At 67.4% G+C, this 23,226-nt stretch carries 22 protein-coding genes; 7 read left to right on the top strand and 15 right to left on the bottom strand.

The window, feature by feature from the left end; translation table 11 throughout:
• Positions 1-11 precede the first annotated feature (11 nt).
• The 5 genes from J3E64_RS02955 to J3E64_RS02935 all read right to left on the bottom strand — a co-directional run bounded on the left by J3E64_RS02955 (position 12) and on the right by J3E64_RS02935 (position 6,338).
• A complete protein-coding gene (locus J3E64_RS02955) occupies positions 12-1,799 on the bottom strand; it encodes an ABC transporter transmembrane domain-containing protein (protein WP_253339551.1) in 1,788 nt (595 codons plus the stop codon).
• Positions 1,800-1,843: 44 nt separating this feature from the next.
• Complete coding sequence (locus J3E64_RS02950) at positions 1,844-3,136, bottom strand: class I SAM-dependent methyltransferase (RefSeq protein WP_253339549.1); 1,293 nt, start codon at positions 3,134-3,136, stop codon at positions 1,844-1,846.
• Between the two features lie 81 nt (positions 3,137-3,217).
• Positions 3,218-3,622: a hypothetical protein gene (locus J3E64_RS02945; RefSeq protein ID WP_253339547.1), complete on the bottom strand. Its 405-nt coding sequence runs from the start codon at positions 3,620-3,622 to the stop codon at positions 3,218-3,220.
• Between the two features lie 513 nt (positions 3,623-4,135).
• On the bottom strand, positions 4,136-5,296 hold the full coding sequence (locus J3E64_RS02940; protein ID WP_253339545.1) for a mechanosensitive ion channel family protein: 1,161 nt from the start codon (positions 5,294-5,296) through the stop codon (positions 4,136-4,138).
• Positions 5,297-5,324: 28 nt separating this feature from the next.
• On the bottom strand, positions 5,325-6,338 hold the full coding sequence (locus J3E64_RS02935; RefSeq protein ID WP_253339543.1) for a DNA topoisomerase IB: 1,014 nt from the start codon (positions 6,336-6,338) through the stop codon (positions 5,325-5,327).
• 108 nt (positions 6,339-6,446) lie between these two features.
• On the opposite strand from J3E64_RS02935, the gene J3E64_RS02930 reads away from it, so the two are divergent.
• Entirely contained in the window at positions 6,447-7,001 is a 555-nt protein-coding gene (locus J3E64_RS02930; RefSeq protein ID WP_253339541.1) for a type 1 glutamine amidotransferase domain-containing protein, read from the top strand.
• Here the strand turns inward: J3E64_RS02930 and J3E64_RS02925 are convergent.
• The 3 genes from J3E64_RS02925 to J3E64_RS20625 are packed head-to-tail and all read right to left on the bottom strand — an operon-like array spanning position 6,973 to position 9,168.
• Positions 6,973-7,680, bottom strand: coding sequence for a hypothetical protein (locus J3E64_RS02925; RefSeq protein WP_253339540.1), 708 nt, complete (start codon positions 7,678-7,680; stop codon positions 6,973-6,975). The two genes, J3E64_RS02930 and J3E64_RS02925, sit on opposite strands and share 29 nt — an antisense overlap.
• The gene (locus J3E64_RS02920; RefSeq protein WP_253339539.1) at positions 7,677-9,041 is read right to left on the bottom strand and encodes a putative O-glycosylation ligase, exosortase A system-associated; all 1,365 of its coding nucleotides are present in this window, start codon (positions 9,039-9,041) and stop codon (positions 7,677-7,679) included. Before J3E64_RS02920 ends, J3E64_RS02925 begins: the two co-directional genes overlap by 4 nt.
• A complete protein-coding gene (locus J3E64_RS20625) occupies positions 9,034-9,168 on the bottom strand; it encodes a hypothetical protein (RefSeq protein WP_301287127.1) in 135 nt (44 codons plus the stop codon). The genes J3E64_RS02920 and J3E64_RS20625 overlap by 8 nt, the downstream gene beginning before the upstream one ends.
• Before the next feature lie 154 nt (positions 9,169-9,322).
• Between J3E64_RS20625 and J3E64_RS02915 the strand changes: the two genes are divergently transcribed.
• The 4 genes from J3E64_RS02915 (at position 9,323) to J3E64_RS02900 (ending at position 14,643) form a co-directional block, all read left to right on the top strand.
• Positions 9,323-11,602: a class I SAM-dependent methyltransferase gene (locus tag J3E64_RS02915; protein WP_253339537.1), complete on the top strand. Its 2,280-nt coding sequence runs from the start codon at positions 9,323-9,325 to the stop codon at positions 11,600-11,602.
• Entirely contained in the window at positions 11,599-12,258 is a 660-nt protein-coding gene (locus J3E64_RS02910) for a sulfotransferase domain-containing protein (protein WP_253339535.1), read from the top strand. Before J3E64_RS02915 ends, J3E64_RS02910 begins: the two co-directional genes overlap by 4 nt.
• Before the next feature lie 68 nt (positions 12,259-12,326).
• Entirely contained in the window at positions 12,327-13,553 is a 1,227-nt protein-coding gene (locus tag J3E64_RS02905) for a TIGR04063 family PEP-CTERM/XrtA system glycosyltransferase (protein WP_253339533.1), read from the top strand.
• 10 nt (positions 13,554-13,563) lie between these two features.
• Positions 13,564-14,643, top strand: a complete 1,080-nt coding sequence (locus J3E64_RS02900) for a hypothetical protein (protein WP_253339521.1) — start codon at positions 13,564-13,566, stop codon at positions 14,641-14,643.
• A 2-nt stretch (positions 14,644-14,645) separates the two neighbouring features.
• Here the strand turns inward: J3E64_RS02900 and J3E64_RS02895 are convergent, their stop codons facing one another.
• Together J3E64_RS02895 and J3E64_RS02890 are read right to left on the bottom strand one after the other, a co-directional pair.
• Positions 14,646-15,017: a hypothetical protein gene (locus J3E64_RS02895; RefSeq protein ID WP_253339519.1), complete on the bottom strand. Its 372-nt coding sequence runs from the start codon at positions 15,015-15,017 to the stop codon at positions 14,646-14,648.
• The gene (locus J3E64_RS02890; RefSeq protein WP_253339517.1) at positions 15,014-15,199 is read right to left on the bottom strand and encodes a hypothetical protein; all 186 of its coding nucleotides are present in this window, start codon (positions 15,197-15,199) and stop codon (positions 15,014-15,016) included. Before J3E64_RS02890 ends, J3E64_RS02895 begins: the two co-directional genes overlap by 4 nt.
• 116 nt (positions 15,200-15,315) lie before the next feature.
• Here J3E64_RS02890 and J3E64_RS02885 point away from each other — a divergent pair, with 116 nt between their 5' ends.
• Together J3E64_RS02885 and J3E64_RS02880 are read left to right on the top strand one after the other, a co-directional pair.
• The gene (locus J3E64_RS02885) at positions 15,316-16,017 is read left to right on the top strand and encodes a S24 family peptidase (RefSeq protein ID WP_253339515.1); all 702 of its coding nucleotides are present in this window, start codon (positions 15,316-15,318) and stop codon (positions 16,015-16,017) included.
• Between the two features lie 37 nt (positions 16,018-16,054).
• Positions 16,055-16,972 (top strand): XdhC family protein, encoded by a 918-nt coding sequence (locus J3E64_RS02880; RefSeq protein WP_253339513.1) that lies wholly within the window; start codon positions 16,055-16,057, stop codon positions 16,970-16,972.
• Positions 16,973-17,193: 221 nt separating this feature from the next.
• On the opposite strand, the gene J3E64_RS02875 is transcribed toward J3E64_RS02880, so the two are convergent.
• The 5 genes from J3E64_RS02875 to J3E64_RS02855 form a co-directional block, all read right to left on the bottom strand.
• Positions 17,194-17,379 (bottom strand): YbdD/YjiX family protein, encoded by a 186-nt coding sequence (locus J3E64_RS02875; protein ID WP_253339511.1) that lies wholly within the window; start codon positions 17,377-17,379, stop codon positions 17,194-17,196.
• On the bottom strand, positions 17,376-19,424 hold the full coding sequence (locus J3E64_RS02870; protein ID WP_253339509.1) for a carbon starvation CstA family protein: 2,049 nt from the start codon (positions 19,422-19,424) through the stop codon (positions 17,376-17,378). The genes J3E64_RS02875 and J3E64_RS02870 overlap by 4 nt, the downstream gene beginning before the upstream one ends.
• A 314-nt stretch (positions 19,425-19,738) precedes the next feature.
• A complete protein-coding gene (locus J3E64_RS02865; RefSeq protein ID WP_367398599.1) occupies positions 19,739-20,122 on the bottom strand; it encodes a DoxX family protein in 384 nt (127 codons plus the stop codon).
• A 56-nt stretch (positions 20,123-20,178) separates the two neighbouring features.
• Positions 20,179-20,613, bottom strand: coding sequence for a pyridoxamine 5'-phosphate oxidase family protein (locus tag J3E64_RS02860; protein ID WP_253339505.1), 435 nt, complete (start codon positions 20,611-20,613; stop codon positions 20,179-20,181).
• A 73-nt stretch (positions 20,614-20,686) separates the two neighbouring features.
• Positions 20,687-23,221 carry a penicillin-binding protein 1A gene (locus J3E64_RS02855; RefSeq protein ID WP_253339504.1) on the bottom strand — a complete coding sequence of 845 codons (2,535 nt, stop codon included), beginning with the start codon at positions 23,219-23,221 and terminating at the stop codon, positions 20,687-20,689.
• Between the last annotated feature and the right edge of the window lie 5 nt (positions 23,222-23,226).

The following is a 23,226-nucleotide window of genomic DNA, read 5'->3' as shown; positions in this document are numbered from 1 at the left end:
GTATTCCGCCCTTATACGGCTGCAATGTCCTGAAACTGGAGATTGGCGAGACGGGCATAAAGGCCGCCCTGGGCGACCAGCGATGTGTGGTTGCCCTGCTCGACGATCTGCCCTTCGTCCAGAACGACGATCCGGTCGGCGGCGCGTATGGTGGCCAGCCGGTGCGCGATGACGATCGTCGTGCGATGGCGCATCAGGCGACCCAGCGCGTCCTGCACCAGCCTCTCCGATTCGGCGTCCAGCGCAGAAGTGGCTTCGTCCAGCAGTAGCAGCGGAGCGTCCCGCAACAGCGCCCGCGCGATCGAGACGCGCTGTCGCTGGCCGCCCGACAGACGTGCGCCGCCCTCGCCCAGATAGGTGTCGAGACCGTCGGGCAGGGCGCGCAGAAATGCCTCGGCATTGGCCGCGCGCGCGGCCGCCCAGATGTCCGCGTCGGTGGCGTTCCAGCGGCCATAGCGCAGATTGTCGCGCGCGGACGCGGCGAAGATGATGCTGTCCTGCGGCACTATCGCCATCATCCCGCGCAGTTGGGCGGGCGACGCATCGGGCAGGGCGACGCCGTTCAGGCGCACGCTGCCGCTGTCGGGGTCGTAGAAGCGCAGCGCGAGCTGGATGAGGGTCGACTTGCCGGCGCCCGACGGCCCGACCACGGCGACGGTTTCTCCCGGCTGCACGTCGAGCGTCACGCCGTTCAGCGCCGCCTGATCGGGGCGGGTGGGATAATGGAAATGGACATTGTCGAACGTCAGGCGGACGCCCTCGACGCCCTCGACGAGCGGCTGGGGGCGGGCGGGCGGGACGATTTCCGCCCGGGCGTTCATCAGTTCGTGGAGGCGGCTGGCCGCGCCGGCGCCGCGCAGCAGGTCGCCCCAGCTTTCCGACAGCGATCCGAAGGCGCCCGCCACCAGACCGCCGGTCAGGACGAAGGCTGCGATGCTGCCGCCCGACAGCCGTCCGGCCGCGACATCGATGGCGCCCAGCCACATGACGCCGGTGATGGACCCGAACACCAGGGTGAAGGCGAGCGCCGTCATCAGCGCGCGCAGGCGGATGCGTTGCCGCGCAGTCGCGAAACCGCGTTCCACCGTCGCGTCGAATCTGGCCGCCTCGCGCGCTTCCTGACCGAATGCCTGAACGATCTTCATGGCACCGAGCACTTCGGCGGTGGTGCTGCCGATGTCGGCCAGCCGGTCCTGACTGGCGCGTGAATATTTGCGGACCTGCCGCCCCAGGCTGACCAGCGCGAGGAGGATGACGGGGATGCCCAGCAGCAACAGTCCCGCCAGCTTGGGCGCCAGCGCGAAGAGGTAGATCAGGCCGCCAAGGCCCGTCACCATGTTGCGCAGCGCGACCGATACGGTCGATCCTACCACCTGTTCGACGATGGCGGTGTCGGCGGTCATGCGCGACGCGATTTCGGACGGGCGGTTGTCCTCGAAGAAGCGGGGGGCCTGCTGGAGCAGATTGGCCTGCGTCGCGCTGCGAATGTCGGCGACGACCCGTTCCCCGAGCCAGGACACGAAGTAGAAGCGGAACGCGCTCGCCACGGCGAGAACGATGACGATCAGCAGCAGATATTCGAACCAGCGGCCGATGTCGCCGCCGCCCATGAACCCCTTGTCGATCACGAGCCGGAACCCGTTGGGAATGGCCAGCGTCGCGCCGGACGACAGGATCAGGGCCAGCAGCGCGGCGGCGATCCGTGCCGGATACCGGCGCGCGAAGCGCCACAACATCGTCAGGCTGCCCAGCGCCGGCCGGGCCGGGGCGGGAGTCGGGGTCTGGGTCGGCGCCTCCATGCGGGCGCGCTTAGCAGGCTGTCGCGCGCGCCTCAATGGGCGGTTCAGCCCCCCGGCGCGATCGCTCCGGCCAATTGGAGGATACGGCGCGGTTCAGCCTGTCCGGTCAGGGCATAGGCCATTTCCCCGTCCTCCCAATAGGCGATGACGTCGCGCGCCTGCCGGGCGAGCAGCGGGCGCGCGCCCGCCGGTGTTTCGGCCCGGTCCGCAAACAGCGTCAGCCGTTCATGCCGGTCGGTCTCCAGCGCCATGGCGACGGCCGGCCCGTCGGCGGACGGGAACAGTTGGACATCGATGATGCGCCAGGCCCGGGGCAGGGCGGGCAGGACGATGCCGGTCGCTTTTTCGATTTCCGGCCGGTTGAAGGTCACGCTTTCCAGTTGCGAAGACATGGATTGCCGCAACAGCGCGGTGCGGCGGGACTGGGCCGCTTCCGACAGGAAGGTGCCGGCTTGCGCAGCCTGCGGAAATTCGCCCAGTTCGCCGCGCGCGATCCAGCCGGTGGCGATCAATGCCGCGAGACCGGCAGCGCGGGCCAGATGACGGCGTCCCCGCCCGTTTTCATTGTCGTTGGCGATCGGCACGCGGGTGTCGCGCGGCCGGCCTACCAATGTTCCCTTGGTGCCGTCGCGGGCAAGGCGAAAATCGATGTGCGGCCATCTCTGCCGCCAGCGCCGCGCGACGAGACGCTCGCCGGGCCGGGCGGCATCGTCCAGCAACACGACGGCGCCGGGCGACAGGCGACCGAACAGCCGTTCGGCATGGCCCCGCACCATCGGATGAACCGACCAGGGCGGTCCGTCGATGATCAGCATGTCGATATGTGCCGGCAGGTCGTCGAGTGCATACCAGCTGCCCGGCCAGGCGCCGTTCCCGGGCACGAGCGGGGCGTGGCGGATGTCCACGGACAATTGATGGTCGGCGAGCCACGCGCGGGTCGCATCGACGAAGCCGTCATGCTGGTCGAAACTGATCAGGCGGCCGCCGCCATGGAGTTGCAGGGCGCGTGCGGCAATCAGCGAGGATGCGCCCGCCCCGAGTTCGACCACATGCGCGGGCCGGATGCGCGCGATTTCACGCACGATATGCCGCAGGAAGCCGACATCGGCCTTCCAGCTTCCAAGATGGGGCAGGGCATCGTGGGGCAGGCCCAGTTCATCCAGCAGCGCGCGCTTGTCCGCCTTTCTCCCGCCCGACAGGCTGGCGAGCAGCCATGGCCAGCCGATCGCGCCGAAGGCCAGCCGCCACGACCAGTCGGACAGGCTGTTCAGGAAACCCGACCGCGCCGGCCGTGATAGTCCAAGGGGCAGGAAACCGGTCACTTCGCGCGACGTCATCGATCATGGGCCTTCCGTGGGGGCATTGTTCCGGTCAATGGCGGACGCCCGTCATGGGTAACGAATGACGGGTCGAACGACTCAATAGCCCAGTGTCAGGCCCAGCGTATAATATTTCGGACCGGCATTGGCCTTGGCGCGCAATTTGGGAAGGAGCGGCAGGGCCACGGTTGCATAGGGGCGCGGATCGTCGCCGCTGAAGCGCACGCCCGCACCGATCGTCGCCGACAGCGGGATTGTATAGGCGGCCTCGATCCGGCCGTAGATCGACGTGTCGCCATCGTGCAGATAGACGCCGCCGCCCGGCGTCAGGCTGAACCCCGCGATGCCGATGGCGTAGCCGGCGCCGATTTCGGTCCCCCAGTCGCCGCTCGCGCGGCCATATTGCGCCTCCGCCCCCAATCCTTCGGCATGGGCGGCCATCGGCGCGGACAGGGGAGCGGCCAGCAGCGCGGCAGCGACGGTCAGGGGGCGGATCTTTGTCATGGTATCGGCCGCTAGGCGGGCGCCGCCACGGCGGCAAGGGGCGCAAGGACGAGCCGAGTCGATGCTGCGGCAAAGGGTGATTCAGGGTCATGACGGGGTGTTCACTCCGAAATTCACACCGTGGCAGTACCGGCTATCCGGCAAAAAGGGCCGTTCGCGTCCCGCAAGCGTCGGCAAGGTTCCGGGCAGGTGCCGGTGACGCGCGTCCCGCGCACCGGCAATGCACGCCCTACGTCATGGCGCGGTCACGGGAAGGTCACTGCGCCGCACCGGTCGGGGACAGCGCGCAGGCGCGGGGTGCGGGTGCGGGTGTGGGGAGGGCGGGCAGGGGCGAGGTGGTTCATCGGAAGGATGGACCAGAAATTCCCCTACATTGGAAGGGACCGACGTGCGTGCCGATTGCGATGTCGATCCCGCGTCATCCCGGCGCCGGGCACGTCATGACCGTCGCCGGGCCTTCCGCGCCCGGCACGCCCCCCCGTCCCATCATTGCGTGAGGACGGGGGCGGGGGGTTACTGGTCCACGGGCCTGACCGGCTGCACTTCGGCATAGGGCATGATCATGCGACCGTCCGGGGCCGAGGTGAAGGTGGTCTGGGTCGGGTAGGCGAATTCGATGCCCCGATCGTTGAACTGGCGCAGGATCGCGAGCCCGATCTTGTGCCGGATCACGTAGATCGCATCCCAGTCGGGCAGATAGACCTCGAATTCCAGCTCGAAATTCAGGCTTGAATCGCCGAAACCGACGAAGCCCGAACGAATGAACTTGCCGCCCAGATCGTCGACGATGGCCTTCAATATGCCGGGTATCTGGTCGGCGACATCGGGCGGCGTCTGGTAGATGACGCCGATCGCGAATTTCAGGCGGCGATGGTCCAGCGTGAGGTAGGAGGTGATTTCCTTTTGCAGCAGGTTGGCGTTGGAAATGACCTTCTTTTCGCCGGTCAGCGCGCGCAGGCGCGTGGATTTCAGGCCGATCCGTTCCACCGTCGCGGTGGTATTGTCGTAGGAGATCGCCTCTCCCCGACGGAAGGGCTTGTCGAAGATGATCGACAGGGCGGCGAACAGGTCGGAGAAGATGCCCTGCGCGGCCAGGCCGATGGCGATGCCGCCGATGCCGAGGCCCGCGACAAGCCCGGTGACGTTGACGCCCAGATTGTCGAGCACGACGATCGTCGCAATCGCGAACAGCGCGACCGTGACCAGCACGCGGATGAGGCCCATCGCGTTGGCGAGCGTTTCGCCTTGCCCGTCTTCGGCCAGGGTGCGGCGCTCGATCAGGCCCAATATGACCTCCCGCGCCCAGACCGCGGCCTGAAGCGCGGTGGCGATGGTGAAGAGGAACACGACCGTGCGCAGCAGCAGCGGCGGCGCGTCGGCATAGCCGACCACCAGCCGTGCGGCGACCATGATCATGAAGAAATGGGTCGTCTTCGCGACCGTCCGGCCCAGCACATTGGTGTAGCCGATCGACGATCCGCGACGGCCCTTGTGCCGTTTGCCCACTTCCTTCAGCGTCGCCAGCAGCAGGTAGAGAAGCGCGCCGGCGCCCAGGGCGATCAGGATCTGGAGATAGTGGACCGCGAACCATTCGGTCGTGGATCGCCACATTTCCGCGAGATTGGGCGCGTGTACGGTAACGGTGGGTAGGGCGGGGTCTTTTGTATCGGCCATGCCTGTCCTTGCTGGTTGTGGGCGCGGATCAGGCTGCTTCGGCGAGCGGCGCGCGATCCGACAGGGTGTCGAGGAACGCGATCAGGCCGCGTTCCGCCCGGGTTAGATAGCGGGTCCGGCGCGGCAAGCGAAGCCCCTCGCGCCATTCCCGCTGCTGCGTCCGGTCCTTGCCCAGGTCGATCAGGGCCGGATGGATGTAGGATTTGCGGCTGATCGCCGGGGTGTTACCCAGCGCCTCGGCCACCGGCGCGATCATTTCCGCGAGCGAAACCGCGCCGCTCGCCAGCGTTTCGAAAGCGATGGCGGAGGCGCCCCAGGTGCGGAAATGCTTGGCGGTGAAGGGCGCGCCCATCGCCGCCGCGATATAATCGTTGACGTCGCCCGAACAGATGGGCCGGGCTTCCCCATCCTCGTCCAGATACTGGAACAGATGCTGGCCCGGCAGGTCCTGCACCTGGCGCACGAAGCGCAGCAGGCGGTTGTCGGTGATGGTGAGCTGGTGCTGCTTGCCCGACTTGGCCCGGTAGCGCAGCGTCAGCGATCGGCCGCCGAGATCGAGATGCCGGCGCCGCAGGGTGGTTGCGCCGAAACTTTTGTTCGCGATCGCATATTGTTCGTTGCCCACGCGCAGCTTGCCGAGGTCGAGCAGCCGCACCACCGCCGCGATCGTACGGTCCTTGCGCAGGCCGCGGCGGGACAGGTCGGCGTCGAGCCGTTCGCGCAGCGCCGGGAGGGCGCGGCCGAAATCGAGGCAGCCGGCATATTTTTCCGCCTCGCGTGCGGCGCGAAAGGCCGCGTGATAGCGATATTGCTTGCGGCCGCGGTCGTCATAGCCGGTCGCCTGGATATGGCCGTCCGCCAGGGGGCAGAACCAGCAGTCGCGATAGGCGGGCGGCAGGGCGACGGCGTTGAGCCGGTCGATTTCGGTCCGGTCCGTGATGCGGGCGCCGTCCGGCCCGTGATAGGCCCATCCGCGCTTCAGCCTGCGCCGCGTGATCCCGGGAATGCTGTCGTCCGCATGGACGAGGGTATCAGGTGCCATGTCATCCTTCTCGCGGAAGAAAACCCACCGTTCATCGCTTCGTTCCGCAACCTGAACGGGGGCGCGGCCGTTGCAGGGCCATCCACAAACCAAAGAAGGAGAGGGCCGATGCCCAGCCTGTCCCAAAGCCACATCCTGATCGTCGCCACCGACGGATTCGAGCAGTCCGAACTGTTCGAGCCGCGCCAGGCGATGATCGACGCGCGCGCGCGCGTGACGCTCGCATCGCTGGAAACCGACCCTATCCAGGGAATGAAGCATGACGAAAAGGGCGACCGGATCACGCCAGACATGCGGATCGGCGATGTGCGGATCGCCGATTATGATGGCCTGATCCTGCCGGGCGGGGTGGCCAATCCCGACACTTTGCGCACGCATGAAGAGGCGGTCGCGATCGTGCGGGACTTCATGCGGTCGGGCAAGCCGGTCGCGGCGATCTGTCACGGGCCGTGGTTGCTGGCGGAGGCCGATTGCCTGGCCGGGCGCACGGTGACCGCATGGCCGTCCGTCCGCACCGACCTGACCAATGCGGGCGCGACGGTGGTCGATCAGGCCGTCGTGGTGGACGGCAACCTGATCACCAGCCGCAAGCCCGACGATATTCCGGCCTTCGTTGACGCCTTTTCGAAAGCGGTCATGGAAGCGGCTTCGCAGACCGCCTGACCGGGGATGCGGGCCTGCCATCCTCCGGTTGCCAGGGCACCGGGCGGCGGCGCAACAGCGACATGTGGGCGAGCGTCAGCATGAGCGCGGTGGTTGCCGTGAGGAAGGCGGGCGCCTTGACCCCGGGCGCGATCCAGAACGCGGCGAGCGCCACGACCATGGTCGTGGCGGCGACCGCTATGGCGCGCGGATCGCCGTCCGGCCCGCGCAGCCAGAAAACGCAGGCGGTCACGCCGGTGAGGAAGCCGACCGCATACAGCATGGCCTGGCTCGCGCTTGCCGCCGAGATGGCGATCAGCAGGAGGAGGATGGCGCCCACGGCCCTGTGCGAGGGCTGGCCGAGCAGGTGGGCGCACACGGGATAGACCAGCATTTCGCACAGCAGGGCGGCGCCGCCGATCGATGCCGCCTGTTCCGGCTGCCCCGCTATCAGCGCGGACACGGCTGCCGCGGCCCAGGGAATGAGCCGGCGCGGGGCCATGCGGATATGGCTGACCCAGCCGCCCAGCCCGCCGCGCAGGTCCCAGCGCCGGTCGGTCAGCCGCAACTGGAAGCCGGCGAGCACGAACAGCGCCTGTGCCCACCATGCCAGCAGCCCGGGCGCCACCATCGGCGAGGCGAGCAGCATCCCCAGAATCAGGCCGTGGGCCAGCCCCAATATGCGCAGTTCACCGTTCATGCCGGCAATCCTTGTCCATGGCGCAGCGAGAGATCGTGCACCTGACGCGCCGCTGCCTTGCGCTTGCGGCTGAGATAGGTGTCCAGCCCGATTTGCAGGGCGAGCATCATGAAGATGAAGGGTTGGTATGCGATGCCCACGAACAGCGACCCGATCATGTAGATGATATGTCCTTGTTGCAGCGCCACGGCGAAGGGCGCGATCCAGGCTTCGTCCGGTCCGTCGCGCCGGCGATACAGGCGGCGGATCGATTCGGTCCGGATGAAGCAGATGAGGTGCAGCAGCGCCCAGACGGCGAAGCCGAAATAGCCCTGTTCGCCCAGCAGTTCGAAATAGGCGCTGTGATAGGCGCGGCCCTTGTCCGTGACGAGCCGGCGCTCGACGCGCGGGCCGGTGCCGTCATTGACGGTGCTCTGGGCGAAATAGGTAAAGCTGTTCTGGAGATAATTGTCGAAGCCGCCGCCGCCCGGATGCGCCTTCACATAATCGAGCGTCCACATCCACACCGCGACGCGGGTCGATGCGCTTTCGTCGCCCTGATGGTTTTCGATCGTCTGCATCCGCTGCGTGAAGCTGGCCGGCAGGAACGGGATGGAGGCGAGCGCGGCCACGGCCATCAGCGGCCCGTAGATGAATTTGCGTTTCGAGCGCATCAGCATCATCCCCGCCAGGATGACGATGCAGACAAGGCCGGTGCGCGCTTCGGTGCCGACCGGCATCAGCAGGCAGGCGAGGCACAGAGCATAGCAGAAGCCCTTGACCTTCCAGTCGGACGGGAAAATCGTGCCGTGCTTCGATACCCAGAGGATGAGCGGGATCAGGGAAATGGCGACGCAACTGATGATGCTGCCTTCGTAAAGTCCGCTGTTATTTTCCACCATCAGGTTGAGCACGCCGTAGCCGCCGCCCGACAGCGCGGTCTTCATGCCGCCGTTGATGATGATGGTGCTGGCGCACAGGATCATGAAGACGGTCAGCGCCTCTATCCGCAGGCGCGTGCGCAGGGTCAGCGGCAGGAACACGCCGGCGATGATCGCTTTCCATACCCAGTTCCACTTGGTGAGCGCTTCGGCCGGGAAATCGGCGGTCATGGTCGTGTAGCCGCACCAGGCGACAAGCAGGAGCATCAGGCCCTGGCGCACGGAGAAGCGGCAGTCCCGCTTGTCGTCGACCAGCAGCCACGCGCCGACCATGGCGGCGAAGGCCATGGCGGAAATGGGAATGGAGTTGAGCAGGAAATAGGACAGGCGCTGGGGCGATACGATGTCGATATAGGCATAGACCGCGACCAGCAGGAACGGCCGCCGCAGACCCATGAGGCCGAACAGTCCCAGAAAGGCGATGAAGAACAGGTCACGCATGGCCGCGCGGTTCCTCCACCCTGTCGGCGCCGGGATCATGCGGCGGGGGATCCCGGTCCAGATCGGCGCGCGGCAGCAGCCGCCAGGCGGCGAGCAGGATCACGCCATGGCTGACCAGCAGGGACAAGGTGTCTATCATCGCGAAGGGTCGACCGGGTTGCGCACGGCCCCGTCCTATCGCGACAGGGTTGATGGGCCGTTAAGCGGCGCGCCATTCGTCATTCCCGCCTTGCGGCATCGCACCATCGCTCTAGAACGGTCGCGCAGACAGGGGCCGGAGAATGTTGTTGCCGCAGGAAATTGTACGCGCAAGGCCGGGGCACCTTCCGCACGATCTGTCGGACATCGGCCCCGTGATGGAAGGCCTGCCCGCGACCTTCGACGCGCTGATGGCGCGGATCAGCGGGGGCATAACGGTCGAGGAAGCGCGGTTCCTGCATCGCATGGCAGCCGAACTGCGGCACGGATGCATCGTCGAGGTCGGCAGTTTCCGGGGCAAGTCGGCCGTGGCGATGGCGCTGGGCGCACAGGCCAGTGCCCAGGCCGGCGAACCGGCGACGCATCTTTACTGCATCGAGCCGCACATGCCCTTCACCGGCATCTATGCGGGCACGTTCGGCCCGGAGGATCGCAAGGAATTTTATCGCGCCATGCTGGCGACCGGCGCCTATCGCACGACATCGCTGGTCAACCTGTCGAGCGAGGATGTCGCCGATCGCTGGCAGCGGCCGGTCGGCATGGCGTTCATCGACGGCGATCACAGCTATGAAGGGGTCAAACGGGATTTCGACTGCTGGCACCGCCATATCCTGCCCGGCGGCTTGCTGATCTTCGACGATGCCCGTGACCCGGAGGGCGGCCCGGCCCGGTTGATCGCCGAACTGCTGCCGTCCGACCAGTGGCGCAAGGTACCCGCAACGGGCAAGTTCGTCGCGCTGCGCAAGGCGGGAGGCGCGCGGGAGGAGCCGGCGTCGCTGGAGATATTGGTGCCCTGCAACCGGTTGACCATGGCCGGCGGCATCCTGCGTTTCGACCGGCTGGCGCGGGCGATCGCGCGGCGCGGGCACAGGCTGTCCTTCCTGCCATTGTCGCCGTCGCGCGGGGCGTTTCGCCCGTTCGCCGGCATGGTGACAGAGGAACAGGCGCGCGAACGCCGCTGGGATGCGGTGATGATACCGGGCGCGGGCTTTCCGGCCGAGGCCGTCGAGCGCTTCAGCCAATTTCGCGACCCGCGCTACGGCGTGCGGGTCCAGCATGTGCTGAACGACCAGACTCGCCGGTCGATGTTCGAAGCGGTCAATGCGGCGTTGGACCCGGACCTGGTGATCTTCAACAACGCCGCCTGGCCGGCGGGCAGCTACACCAAATGGCGCGGCAGGCAGTTCCATGTGCTGGAGGGGGCGGTCGACATCGACCTGTTTTCGCCGCCCAGCCATGACCGGCCCTTCGCCCGCCGTGACCGCGCGCCCGGCCGGGTAGTCGTGGGCGGGCAGGCGTCCAAGAATGCGGCGCCGTTGATCGAGGCGCTGTCGCTGCTGCCCGAGCATGTGTGCCTGAGCCTGTTCGGCCCGGACCCGCAGAAGCTGGCCGCCGCCCACGCCGACCTGATAGCCGCGGGGCGGCTGACGCTGACCGGATCGCTGGCCGACGGTCCGCTGCGCCAATATTATCACGGGCTGGACGTGGCGATCGCCACGGAAACCTATGCCGGCTGGTCCAACCTGTCGGCGGAGGCGGCCGCGTGCGGCGTGCCGCTGATCTGCACGCGGCCCGGAACCCATGCCTTCGCGCGCGACGGCGAGACCGCGCTGCTGCTGGACGATGCCACGCCGGCCGCCATCGCCGACGCGGTCCGGGCGGTAATCGACGATCCGGACGCGGCGCTGGCCCGGGCGGCGCGGGCGCGGAGCGTTATCACCGGATTCGACTGGGACGGGTATGGCGAGCGCCTGCTGGGCCTGATCGCGGCCCCGGTGCAAAGCCATTATTTCCGGTCGGAGGAGATCGGCCTGTTCGGCAAGTGGGATGCGGGTGGGCGCCTCGACGGCCTGGACCGGCTGTTCGCGGAGTGCGCGGGGCTGGACATCGTGGACCTGGGCGCGGCCGAAGGGTTGGTGTCGCTGCAATGCCTGGCCCATGGCGCGCGATCGGTCACCGGGTTCGAACTGGACCCCGGACGCGTGGCGCTGGCGCAGGCGCTGGTGGAGCAGCGCGGCCATGCCGACCGGGCCAGCTTTCATGCGGGCGACCTGAGCGACTGGCGCCTGTTCCGTGCGACGCAGGGAGACCGGCTGAAGGACAGATATGACGCGGTGCTGTATCTGGGCATCCACCAGCATCTGCATGAGGCGCAGGACCGCATGGCGTCACTGGCAGGTGCCCTGTCGCTGGCGGGCCGATGGTTCGTCATCCGCACGCCGGACCGTTTCTGGCGCCTGGACCGGATCGATGCCCATATCCGCGCGGCAGGCTGGGTACCGCGCGCCGCCCGCGCGCAGGAGGGGCCGGGCGCCGGTCAGGTCGGCGAACTGCGCATCTACGAGCGGACAGACCGGACATGAGCGCGCATTTCATTTCCTATCCCAAATCGGGCCGGTCCTGGGTGCGCTATGCGCTGGACCAGTTGGGCGCGGCGCAGGACATCACGTTCCAGCATGACGGTTTCGAGTTCAACAATGGCGCGCGGCCGCCGCTGAGCTTCAACGTCGCGCGCCGGATCGAGCGCTATCGCGAGGTGGATCATGTCGTCTATCTGGAACGCGACCCGCGCGACGTGATGTGCAGCCTGTTTCACCAGGTCACCGGGCGCTTTCAGGATTTCTTCGGTTATCGGGGCAGTATCAGCGATTTCCTGCGCGATCCCTATTTCGGGGCGGAAAATCTGAAGCGGTTTCGCGCAATGTGGGCCGAGGTCGCGACGCGGCGCAGCGTCCATCGCCTGAGCTACGAGCAGATGACGCGCGACAGCGCCGGGACGCTGCGCGGGCTGGCCGACTATCTGGGCCTGGTCGTTGACGACGCGATGCTGGAACGGGCGGTCGACGCCGCGTCCTTCGCCAACATGCAGGCGGTCGAGCGGGAAGGCAGCTATCAGCAACCCTGGCTGCGGCTGCGCAACGGCCACCCCAAGGTGCGGCAGGGCCGCGTCCATGGCTACAAGGCCGAACTGGACGCGGGCGACATCGCCTATCTGAATGCGCTGTTCGAGCTCGACTGAACGGTGCGGGTGCGCCCCGCCACAGAGTTGACGGGGCGTTAAACCTTTTCCGGCAAAGAGGTGCGGCTATGACTCGCATTCTCCACGTGCTGGACCACAGCCTTCCGATGCACAGCGGCTATACGTTCCGCACCCGGGCCATATTGCGCGCGCAGATCGCCCGGGGGTGGCAGGTGCGCGGCGTGACCGGCCGGCGCCACAGCGTGACCGGGCCGCGGGAGGAAGTGATCGACGGCCTGACCTTTCACCGCACGGCGGGCGCACCCGCGACCGGCAATGCGCTGGTACGCGAATGGCGCGACATCGCCGCCCATGCCGACGCGATCGAGGACGTCGTCCGGCAATGGCGGCCGGATGTCATCCATGCCCATTCGCCGGTGCTCAACGCCATTGCCGCGCAACGCGTCGCGCGACGTCACGGCATCCCGCTGATCTACGAGATCCGCGCCTTCTGGGAAGACGCGGCGGTCGGCAACGGTACGGGGACGGAGGGCAGCCCGCGCTACTGGCTGACCCGGCAACTGGAAACCCACGCGGTACGCGCGGCCGATGCGGTCGCCGTGATCTGCGAAGGATTGCGCGGCGACCTGATCGCCCGCGGGATCGATGCGGGCAAGATCATCGTGTCGCCCAACGGCGTCGACATGGACCAGTTCGGCGCGCCGGTGGCGCGCGACCCGACGCTGACGGCGCGGCTGGGGCTGGAGGGGGCCGACGTGGTCGGCTTCATCGGCAGTTTCTACGATTATGAGGGGCTGGACGACCTGATCGCCGCGATGCCCCGGCTGGTCCGGGCGCGACCCCGGGCAAAGCTGTTGCTGGTCGGCGGTGGGCCGATGGCGCAGGCGCTGCGCGACCAGGCAATGGCATCGCCTTTCGCCGATCATATCGTCTTCGTGGGGCGCGTGCCCCATGATCAGGTCGAACATTATTATGCGCAGGTCGACATATTGGCCTATCCGCGCAAGGCGATGCGGCTCACCGACCTGGTGACGCCACTCAAGCCGCTGGAAGCGATGGCGCAGGGACGGCTGGTCGCGGCGTCGGATGTGGGCGGCCATCGCGAACTGATTGAGGATGGCGTGACCGGCACGCTGTTCGCGCCCGACGACCCCGCCGCGCTGGCCGCCGCGCTGGCCGACCTGTTTTCCGGGCGTGGCGCGTGGGATGCGCGGCGGTCGGTCGCGCGCGCCTTTGTCGAGCGGGAGCGGAACTGGGCATCCAATATAGGACGCTACGAACCCGTCTACGACCGCCTGCTCGGGCGAGCGGGCAAAGTCAGCGAGGCGGCCTGACGGCCGGGTGATGGAACGGCGCTGGAACAGCGGCGGATCGCGGCGCGCATGGCGCATGGCGCTGGCCGGCCTGGCGGCGGCGGCGGCGGTGCTGATGACGCCGGTCGGCCTGATCGAACTGGTCGTCGCGTCGAGCGGTTTCAGCGAGGCGGTGCCCGCCGCCGCGCCGCCGCTGGGATGGACGGCACGGCTGATGGCCGCATTGTTCGCGGCCATGATGGGTGCCGGTCTGGCGGCGATGACGGCTCGCGACCGCGGCACCGTCGTCGCGCCGAAGGATGAAGAACGGCATGGTGACCATGCCCGAGGAGTAAGAAGCATGGGTTTCGCATTTTCCAAGCTCGCCGCCTTTGCCCGCGGCCGCGTAGCGCCGACCGGGGATCGGGACGCGCCGGCGCTGCGCCGCGCGGACGCGCATCCGGACGCTCCGGCCCGTCCGCCCATCTTCGCCAGCCGCGATTTTGGCGGGGCCGATATCTTCGCCCGCCCCGAATCGGGCCGGCGTTCGCTGGTCAGCCAGGCCGAACCCGAGCCGCGGTCGATCCTGCCGTCTCCCAATTTCGCTATGCCCAGTGCGCCGCTGCCCTTCGCGGAGGAGGAATTGCCGACGCCGTCGTTTCGACGGTTCGACGGTGCAGGGGCACGGCCGGCATCCCTGACCCCCGCGCATATCGAGGATGTGCCGGAAGACGCCCCCGCAGCGGCGCCCTTCGCCGCGCCCTTCGCCGCGCCCGTGGAGGATATGGCAGCGCCCGACGCGTTGGCGTCGCCCGAACCCGTGCCCGCTGCGCCGCCGGTCGAGCCGGAAGAGGCGCGCAACGACGAGACGGTGGACGCCTGTGACGTGGAGATCGCCTCCGAAACGGATGTAGCGGCCGAACCTTTGCGGGCGGGCATGAGCATCGGCGAACTGACCGAGCGCCTGGAACGCGGCCTGGCCGCGCGCCGTCGCGCGGGGCCGGTGCGCGTTCTGGCGGACATGCCGGTCGCCGCGCCCGTCCCCGTGCGCGACGCGGTCGCGCCCGATGCGGATGCGGCGCTGCGCGAGGCGCTTGGCGCCCTGCGGTCCATCGCCGGCCGGGCGCACTGATCCTACCAGTCCTCGATGGTCAGGATCGACAGGTCCAGCCATTGGCCACCCTCGTCGCAGCCCTGATTGTCGAGGCTGATGTCGGCGACGAACTGTCCCGACAACGCCCATTCGACCGACCCCAGGCCGTCGGCGAAACGGGCAGCGCGCGCCGCCGAATCAGGACCGCCCAGCAACAGCCGGACGACATGGCGCCGGCCTTCGAACAGCGCGCTCGCCCAGGGGCGGCTGGTCGCGCGGTCGACCGTGGCGGGCGCGCCGGCGCGCGCCAGCAACTGGACCAGCAGCCGGGGCAGCGGATCGGACCGGCGCCGTCCGATTGGTTGGCTTTGGAGCAGGTTTTCCCGTGCCGCGGATGGATGCAGGCTTGTCATCGGCATGAGCTCCTGCAATAAGTGTTCATGAAATGTTCTATCCTCCTGCTCACGCGCTCCCCCGGCTCGCGTCCATTGCGCATGTCGAAGACCAATCGGGGATCGCGCGTGGAGCGACGGCCGAAAGTGGTGGGTGGCATGTCATGTTGGCGCAGGAATTTCTCGATCGCACGAAGCAGCATCGGGCCTCTTCTCCCCATGGTCGCCGACTCGCCGGATGCGGGTCGGCCGCTGGGACCCTGTTTCAAATCCAATTTCCTACTTGTCTAGGAAAAATCTTATCGATAGTGGATGAGTCATGATCGACAATGGATCATCAGGAGACGATGTGCGGGATGCACGGGTGATTCTCGACCGGCTGATCGCCGAGCGGGGCGAGAATTATGCCGACCTTTCGCGGCTGATCGGCCGTAATCCCGCTTATATCCAGCAGTTCATCAAGCGCGGCACGCCGCGCAAGCTGGACGAAGATGACCGGCGGATACTGGCCCGCTATTTCGGCGTGCCGGAACAGGTTCTGGGCGGTGCGGCGGCGGCCCAGGCGCCCGCTTTGCCGTCGGGCATCCGGGCGCGGGGCTTTCCCGCCGTGGTGGCGGTGCCGCGCCTGTCGCTCGGTGCGTCGGCCGGGGGCGGCACATTGGACGAGGATGAGCGCGCGGCAGGGGTCATGGCCTTCGACGCGCGCTGGCTGCGACATCTGGGCGTGCGTCCGCAGCGCATCGCGATCATCCGCGTCGACGGCGAATCCATGGCGCCCACCCTGAGCGACGGCGACGACATCATGGTCGATCATGAGGACGGCGCCGACCGGTTGCGCGACGGCGTCTATGTGCTGCGGCTCGACGGGGTGCTGATGGTGAAGCGTGTCGCCATGGGCCCGTTGCGCGGTCGCTTCAGCGTGGTAAGCGACAATTCCCATTACCCCGACTGGATCGATATAGACCCGGCGCTGGTGGATATTGTCGGCCGCGTCGTGTGGACGGGCAGGCGGTTGGGGTGACATATGCCCGCCGGCCTGCGGGCCGAGGAGCAGAAGCATGAACGACAATGGCGCGGTGATCCGTAGAGCGATTGAATGGCGCGGCGCCCCCATGGCACTGGCGACGGTCATTTCCACCTGGGGGTCGGCGCCCCGGCCGCGCGGAAGCCATATGCTGGTGCATGAGGACGGGCGGCTGGAAGGCAGCATTTCGGGGGGGTGCGTCGAAAGCGACGTGCTCCAGCGCGCAGCGGAGGTGATCGGTGGCCGACCGGCGCATGTGCAGCGTTACGGCGTTGCGGACGGCGACGCCTGGGAAGCGGGCCTGCCCTGCGGCGGAGAGATCGCCGTGCTGGTGCAGCCGGTGGCGCAGGACGGATTCCCGTCGCATCTGTTCGACCGCATCGCCGCGGAGAGCACGCAGGGACGCACGGTGACCCTGGCCACCGACATAGAGAGCGGGCGGACATGCGAGGGGGATGCCGAAGGTGCGTTCGTCAACCGCTACGATCCGCCGCGCCGCCTGCTGGTCGTCGGCGCGGTGCAGATCGCCCAGTCGCTGGTGCCGCTGGCGCAGGCGATCGGGGTCACGCCGGTGGTCATCGATCCGCGCGGGCGGTTTTTGACGGAGGAGCGTTTCCCGGGTGTCGAACTGGACGATCGCTGGCCGGACGAGGCGATAGAGGCACGCGCGCCGGGGGAGGCGACGGCAATCGTGACGCTGAGCCACGACATCAAGATCGACGATCCGGCGCTGGCGACGGCACTGCGGGCGCCGACCGGCTATGTCGCCGCGCTGGGTTCGCGCCGGAGCCACGCCGCACGACGCGAGCGGCTGGCGGCGCTGGGCTTTGGCGACGACGATCTTGCGCGGATAGACGGTCCGGCGGGCCTGGACATCGGCGCGGTCGGCCCGGCGGAGATCGCACTGTCGATCGCGGCGGGGATGATCGCGGGCTTCAACAGCCGACGCTGAAAAGATCGTCCCCCACCGCAAGGGATGGGTGGGGGACGCATCCCTTACGCTGTCGGGCACAAAGGACGCGTGCGTCCTAGCAAAGCGGGACGACAGATCAATAGCACGGATGACAATTTCGCGAAATTATCTGTCTTAAAATGATATTGTACAATCGTGATATTCCAATTTGCGACTATCGGCGTTAGTGGGCCCGGTCGTAACCCCCTGTTTACTATTGCTTAGCAGCATCTTCCGCCGTTGCGGCCGCCATAGCGCGCCTGTTGGCGGTCGCGAAAAAATTGCGTGCGGTTCATGACCGGATCGCCCGGATGATGGGCGGCCATGTGGCGCACATAGCTATCATAGTCGGGCAGGCCGACCATGAGTCGCGCGGTGCGCCGCGCCAGGTCGAACAGGCGCCTCATTCCGCCGGCACCGGCTGCGCCGGAATTTCCCGCGCGGTCGGTACGTCGGCCGACCGCGCGGCGAGGCAGGTGCGGACGGTGAAGAAGAGCAGGGCAAGGACGATCGCCAGGAAGGTCGCCACCAGCGCGGCATCGACCCGGTCGTTGAACAGGATGCGTTCCATGTCCGCCATGGACCTGGCCGGGCCAAGCAGTTGGCCGGCGTCGGCCGCCGCGCCGAATTTGGCCGCATGGGAGAGGAAGCCGACTTTCGGGTCGGCCGAAAACAGCTTGAGCCAGCCCGCCGACAGGGTGCAGGCCAGCAGCCAGCCTGTCGGGACCATCGTCACCCAGGCATAACGGTCGCGCTTCATGCGGAACAGGACCGCCGTTCCCAGCATCAGCGCGATGGCCGCCAGCATCTGGTTGGAAATGCCGAATACCGGCCATAGCGTGTTCACGCCGCCGAGCGGGTCCGTGACGCCCTGATGGAGGAAGAAGCCCCATGCGGCGACGGTGAGGCCGGTCGCGACGATGCCGGGGGCATGGCTGGCCGTGTCCTTGAAGGCGGGGACGGCCAGCGCGATCAGGTCCTGAAGCATGAAGCGGCCGGCACGGGTGCCTGCGTCCACGGCGGTCAGGATGAACAGCGCCTCGAACAGGATCGCGAAATGATACCAGAAGGCCTTCATCGCCGGACCGCCGACGACATGGCTGAAGATTTCCGCCATTGCCACGGCCAGTGTCGGGGCGCCGCCCGCGCGGCTGATGATCGTGTGTTCGCCCACGTCCCGGGCGGTCTGCACGATGCTGTCGGGCGAGATGGGGAAGCCCATGGCGGTGACGGCGGCGGACGCGCTGGCCGGGTCGGTCCCGATGACCGCGGCCGGGCTGTTCATGGCGAAATAGACGCCCGGGTCGAGTATCGACGCGCCGACCAGCGCCATGATGGCGACGAAGGCTTCCATCAGCATGGCGCCATAGCCGATGAGCGGAGCATGGGCTTCGCTGGCGATCAGCTTGGGCGTGGTGCCGCTGGAAATGAGGGCGTGGAAACCCGATACCGCGCCGCAGGCGATGGTGATGAAAAGGAAGGGAAAGAGGCCGCCCGCCCAGACCGGGCCGCTGCCGTCGACGAAGCGGGTGACGGCGTGCATCTTAAGGGGCGGGGCCATGATGACGATGCCGATGGCGAGCGCGGCGATCGCCCCGATCTTCAGGAAGGTGGACAGATAATCGCGCGGCGCGAGCAGCAGCCAGACCGGCAGCACGGACGCGACCGCGCCATAGCCGATGAGCAGCCAGCAAAGCTGCACCGGCGTCAGGGTGAATAGCGGACCCCAGACGGGCGATTGCGCCACCGCCTGACCGTAGACGATCGCCGCGACGAGGCCGATCAGGCCCAGCAGCGACACTTCGCCGACGCGACCGGGCCGGATCCAGCGCGTATAGGCACCCATGGCGATGGCGAGCGGCACGGTCGCTGCGACGGTGAACAGGCCCCAGGGACTTTCCGCCAGTGCCTTCACGACGATCAGCGCCAGGACCGCCAGGATGATGACCATGATCATGAAGGCGCCGAACAGGGCAATGGTGCCCGCGACCTGGCCCATTTCCATGCGGATCAGTTCGCCCAGAGACTTGCCGTCACGGCGCATCGAGATGAACAGGACCATGAAATCCTGCACCGCGCCGGCGAGTACCACACCGAAGATGATCCAGAGCGTGCCGGGCAGATAGCCCATCTGCGCCGCCAGCACCGGGCCCACCAGCGGTCCCGCGCCCGCGATCGCGGCGAAATGATGGCCGAAAAGTACGGTTCGGTCGGTCGCGACATAGTCGAGTCCGTCGGCCCGGCGGAACGCCGGGGTCGGGCGGGCCGGGTCCAGCCGCATCACATGGCGCGCGATGAACAGCGCGTAATAGCGATAGGCGACCATGAAACAGCAAATCGCCGCGACGACGATCCATAATGCATTGACCGCTTCGCCGCGCGATACGGCCACCACCCAGAGCGCGACCGCCCCGACGATGGCCGTCGCTATCCAGGGAAGGTGCCGGGTCATCGCTCTCTTTCTCGCTTGTGCACGTGTCGGGACGGGCCACCCTAAAGGCGGATGCGCGAAACACAATCGCGATGGCGGGTCGGCGCGATGCGCTCATTGACCGTGACGGGGCTGTCATCGGGCGGAGCGGGACCATGAGCGATAGGGGAAATGGCGTGTCGCGCCGGGTGATGACGTCGCGGCAATCCGCGAGATGTTGTGGACGAAGGGGCGGGTGGTCGTCGCGGGATCGCAGGCGGACGGCCAGCCCACCATCCGTTTTTCGCCGCACATCTACAATGACCGGGACGACATTGCGGGGGTGGCGGACCTGCTCAGGAGGGCCTGGCCGGGCGGGCCTTGCGAAAGGGCCAGTCAGTGACGCCCGCGGCCCATAGCGCCCACCATATGATCACCGGTTGCAGCGCCAGCCGCGGCCCGTGATACCACCAGCTAAGATGCGTGCCGCCGATCGGAATGTCCGCCAGCGCGTGATGGACATTGGCCGGCCAGACGCACAGCGCATAAAGGGCAAGGCCGATACCGGCCGCGCGGCGCAGGGGGGGTATCAGCAGTCCGGCAGCGCCGGCGAGTTCGGCGACGCCGGTCAGGGCGACAACCATGGCCGGCGCCGGCACCCAGTCGGGGGTGATCGCCACGAAACCGGCCGGGCGGGTCAGATGCGCGACCCCCGCCACCATATAGGCCGCCGTCAGCAGCCACCGCGCTGCCGTTCGCGCGCGCTCGCGTCGCCGCCGGGGTCCGCCGCCCGCGGTCAGAGTTCCAGCTCGCCTTCGTCGGCGCCGTCCCAATAATGAGCGCGTTCGGCATGAACGCGGATCATGACCAGCCCCGGCGTATCGGCGCCCTGCACGAACCATTGTTCCAGATCGGGCGTCCAGTGCTCCCTAAATTCATGTTGGTCGCGGATCAGGTCGGCGCGCCCTTCGACCGCGATGAACAGCTGGCTGCCGTTCCCCTCGCTCCCCTTGCCGTGAAAGGACAGGTTGACGCGCGGATCGCGTTCGATGTCCTTGACCATCAGCGTGTCTTCGGTGGTGAAATAATAGCTGTCGCCGCCATAGGCGACATCCTGGTTGTTGCTCATCGGACGTGCGCCGATCTGACCATCCTCGGTATGGGTGGACAGCATCGCGAAATCGATCTGCTGCATCTTTTCCGCAAGGCTGGCCATGGTGTGCATCGTCATGACCCATCTCCCTTCGTTGATGGGAGCATAACGCGGCAAAAGTCGATTCGGGTCCGTTACCCGCGCGCAGGCGTCAGTAGATGCCGCCCTGGTCCTGGAGGAAATCGGCATCGGTGCGCTGGCGGCGCTGTACCCCAGCCTTGGTCTCGGCCGCCTTCGCCTGCGCTTCCGCCTCTTCCTTGCGGATGGAGCGGCGCGGTTCGGTCTCGGGCTTGAATGCTTCCCAGATGACGGCGGGCTTGGGCTCGTTGGTCGGCCATACGCCATAGACGCGCTTGCCCGAGCGGCGGTCGATGGTGACCATGCGGATGCCGGCCGGTGCGACGAAGGGCGTTTTCGGCATCGTTTCCAATATGGGCGACATCGCCGCTTTCCAGATCGGCGCGGCGATGCGGCCGCCCTGTGCCCAGCCGCCCAGGCTGCGCGGCTTGTCATAGCCGATATATACGCCCGCGACGAGATCGGGCGAGCCGCCGACGAACCATACATTGGTGGGGCCGTTGGTCGTGCCGGTCTTGCCGAAGAGCGGACGGTCGAGGTCCGCCAGCACGGTGGCGGTGCCGCGCAGGACCACGCCTTCGGCGATGTGCACAACCTGATAGGCGGTCATCGGGTTCAGCACCTGCTTGCCCTCGAAACCGAAGCGGGGCATCGGCTTGCCGTCCCAGTTGGCCATGTTGCACCCGTCGCACGCGCGCCAGCGTTCCGGCCAGATCACCTTGCCGCGCCGGTCCTGCACATAGTCCATTACCCTGGACGGCAGCTGCTTGCCCTGGTTGGCGAGCGTCGCATAGGCATTGACCATGCGTTCAACGGTGGTTTCGCCAGCGCCCAGCGCGAACGAGAGATAGGGCTGGTAATCCCCGATGCCCATCGCCTTGATGGTGCGCACCACGCGTTCCATGCCGGTCTGCGACGCGGCGCGCACCGTCATCAGGTTGCGCGACTGTTCCACGCCCCAGCGCATGGTCTGAGGCCCGGCGCTGCCACCGGAAAAGTTGCGGAAGCATTTCTGGCCGAGGCTGGCGGTCTGATAGACGCAGAGCGGCCCGTCGACGATGATCGATGCGGGGGTCATGCCGTTGTCCAGCGCGGCGGCATAGACGAACGGCTTGATGGTCGAACCGGGCTGACGCATCGCCTGCGTCGCGCGGTTGTAGGAGGACAGGCGGGCATCGAAACCGCCCTGCATCGCGCGGATGCGGCCGGAATGGACTTCTTCCACCACCATGCCGCCCGACACTTCGGGGATGTTGCGCAGCGCCCAGTTCGCGCCATTTTGCGCGACGACGATCAGGTCGCCGGGCTGGAGCGCGGAAAAGGCGGGGCCGCCGGTGCGGCGATAGGGCATCTGCGCCATGCCGGCGGGCAATTGGCCGGTGGTGCCGTCGGAAAAGCCGATCCGTGCCTCACCCGCCGACCGGTCGACGACCACCGCCACCCGCCAGGTGGCATAGTCCACGCCGATATAGCTGGCGGCCAGTTCGCGTTCCCAGCCATTGGCGATGTCGAGATGGCCGACCGGGCCGGACCATCCGCGCCCCGCGTCGAACCGCAGCAGGCCGTTGCGCAACGCCGTTGCCGCATTGTCCTGCACCACAGGATCATAGGGACTGCGCACCCACAGGCCGCCGGCATAGACGCTGTTGGGGCCGTCCTCCGCCTTTTCGCCGAAGCGTTCGATCAGGCGGCGGCGTACCTCCTCCATATAATAGCCGCCTGCGCGGGCGTCGAAGCTGGAACCGCGCACGCTGACCGTGCCCAATGGCTCCGCCTGCGCCTGCGCCCGTTGCGCCGCGCTGATCCAGCCATTTCTTTCCATTTCGCCCAGCGCCCAGTTGCGCCGTTCGACCGCGCGGTCGTGGCCCGTGCTGCTTTCCGGACGATAATTGGCCGGTCCCTTGGGCAGGATGGCAAGATAGGCCATCTCGCTGAGTTTCAGATCGGCGACATCCTTGTCGAAATAGGCGCGCGCCGCCGCCTGCACGCCATAGGCGTTGCGGCCGAGGAAAATCTGGTTGAGGTAGAGTTCGAGGATCTGCTGCTTGGACAGGACATTTTCCATGCGCCAGGCCAGGATCATCTCCTTCACCTTGCGCGTGGGCGAATATTCATCGCCGATCAGCAGGTTCTTGGCCACCTGCTGGGTGATGGTGGAGCCGCCCTTGGCGCGCTGGCCCGACCCCAGCTTGCTGACATAGTCGACGACCGCGCCGGCGAAGCCGGGAATGTCGACGCCATGATGTTCGAAGAAGGTCTTGTCCTCCGCCGCCAGATAAGCGCGGATCAGGAGCGGGGGATAGTCGCTATATTGCAACTGGACACGGCGTTCGCGCGCATAGCTGTGCACCGGCGCGCCGTTGATGTCGCGGACCATGGTGGGCAGCGGCGGTTCATATTCCAGCAGCGTTGCGGCATCGGGCAGGCCGCGCGCGAAGATCAGCCAGAACAGCGTCATGGCGACCAGCAGCGCACCGAGCAGGATCGCACCCCACCGGACCAGACGACGTTGCCACAGGGCGGCGAGGCCGCTCGTCAGGCCGCCCGCGTCGCGGCGCAGGCGATAGGCGAAGGATGACGGTGCAGATTCCGGACGAGCCTCTTCCATGGAGA

Origin of the sequence: Sphingobium sp. OAS761 (assembly GCF_024168485.1) — a bacterium.
Taxonomy (GTDB): domain Bacteria; phylum Pseudomonadota; class Alphaproteobacteria; order Sphingomonadales; family Sphingomonadaceae; genus Sphingobium.
The sequence above is the reverse complement of the archived record's forward strand: the minus strand, read 5'-3'. Positions and strand labels throughout refer to the sequence as shown.

Excerpts from the sequence above, each read along its gene's own strand:
- J3E64_RS02955 (WP_253339551.1), bottom strand. The coding sequence starts at position 1,799 with ATGGAGGCGCCGACCCAGACCCCGACTCCCGCCCCGGCCCGGCCGGCG.
- J3E64_RS02950 (WP_253339549.1), bottom strand. The coding sequence starts at position 3,136 with ATGACGTCGCGCGAAGTGACCGGTTTCCTGCCCCTTGGACTATCACGG.
- J3E64_RS02945 (WP_253339547.1), bottom strand. The coding sequence starts at position 3,622 with ATGACAAAGATCCGCCCCCTGACCGTCGCTGCCGCGCTGCTGGCCGCT.
- J3E64_RS02940 (WP_253339545.1), bottom strand. The coding sequence starts at position 5,296 with ATGGCCGATACAAAAGACCCCGCCCTACCCACCGTTACCGTACACGCG.
- J3E64_RS02935 (WP_253339543.1), bottom strand. The coding sequence starts at position 6,338 with ATGGCACCTGATACCCTCGTCCATGCGGACGACAGCATTCCCGGGATC.
- J3E64_RS02930 (WP_253339541.1), top strand. The coding sequence starts at position 6,447 with ATGCCCAGCCTGTCCCAAAGCCACATCCTGATCGTCGCCACCGACGGA.
- J3E64_RS02925 (WP_253339540.1), bottom strand. The coding sequence starts at position 7,680 with ATGAACGGTGAACTGCGCATATTGGGGCTGGCCCACGGCCTGATTCTG.
- J3E64_RS02920 (WP_253339539.1), bottom strand. The coding sequence starts at position 9,041 with ATGCGTGACCTGTTCTTCATCGCCTTTCTGGGACTGTTCGGCCTCATG.
- J3E64_RS02915 (WP_253339537.1), top strand. The coding sequence starts at position 9,323 with ATGTTGTTGCCGCAGGAAATTGTACGCGCAAGGCCGGGGCACCTTCCG.
- J3E64_RS02910 (WP_253339535.1), top strand. The coding sequence starts at position 11,599 with ATGAGCGCGCATTTCATTTCCTATCCCAAATCGGGCCGGTCCTGGGTG.
- J3E64_RS02905 (WP_253339533.1), top strand. The coding sequence starts at position 12,327 with ATGACTCGCATTCTCCACGTGCTGGACCACAGCCTTCCGATGCACAGC.
- J3E64_RS02900 (WP_253339521.1), top strand. The coding sequence starts at position 13,564 with ATGGAACGGCGCTGGAACAGCGGCGGATCGCGGCGCGCATGGCGCATG.
- J3E64_RS02895 (WP_253339519.1), bottom strand. The coding sequence starts at position 15,017 with ATGACAAGCCTGCATCCATCCGCGGCACGGGAAAACCTGCTCCAAAGC.
- J3E64_RS02890 (WP_253339517.1), bottom strand. The coding sequence starts at position 15,199 with ATGCTGCTTCGTGCGATCGAGAAATTCCTGCGCCAACATGACATGCCA.
- J3E64_RS02885 (WP_253339515.1), top strand. The coding sequence starts at position 15,316 with ATGATCGACAATGGATCATCAGGAGACGATGTGCGGGATGCACGGGTG.
- J3E64_RS02880 (WP_253339513.1), top strand. The coding sequence starts at position 16,055 with ATGAACGACAATGGCGCGGTGATCCGTAGAGCGATTGAATGGCGCGGC.
- J3E64_RS02875 (WP_253339511.1), bottom strand. The coding sequence starts at position 17,379 with ATGAGGCGCCTGTTCGACCTGGCGCGGCGCACCGCGCGACTCATGGTC.
- J3E64_RS02870 (WP_253339509.1), bottom strand. The coding sequence starts at position 19,424 with ATGACCCGGCACCTTCCCTGGATAGCGACGGCCATCGTCGGGGCGGTC.
- J3E64_RS02860 (WP_253339505.1), bottom strand. The coding sequence starts at position 20,613 with ATGACGATGCACACCATGGCCAGCCTTGCGGAAAAGATGCAGCAGATC.
- J3E64_RS02855 (WP_253339504.1), bottom strand. The coding sequence starts at position 23,221 with ATGGAAGAGGCTCGTCCGGAATCTGCACCGTCATCCTTCGCCTATCGC.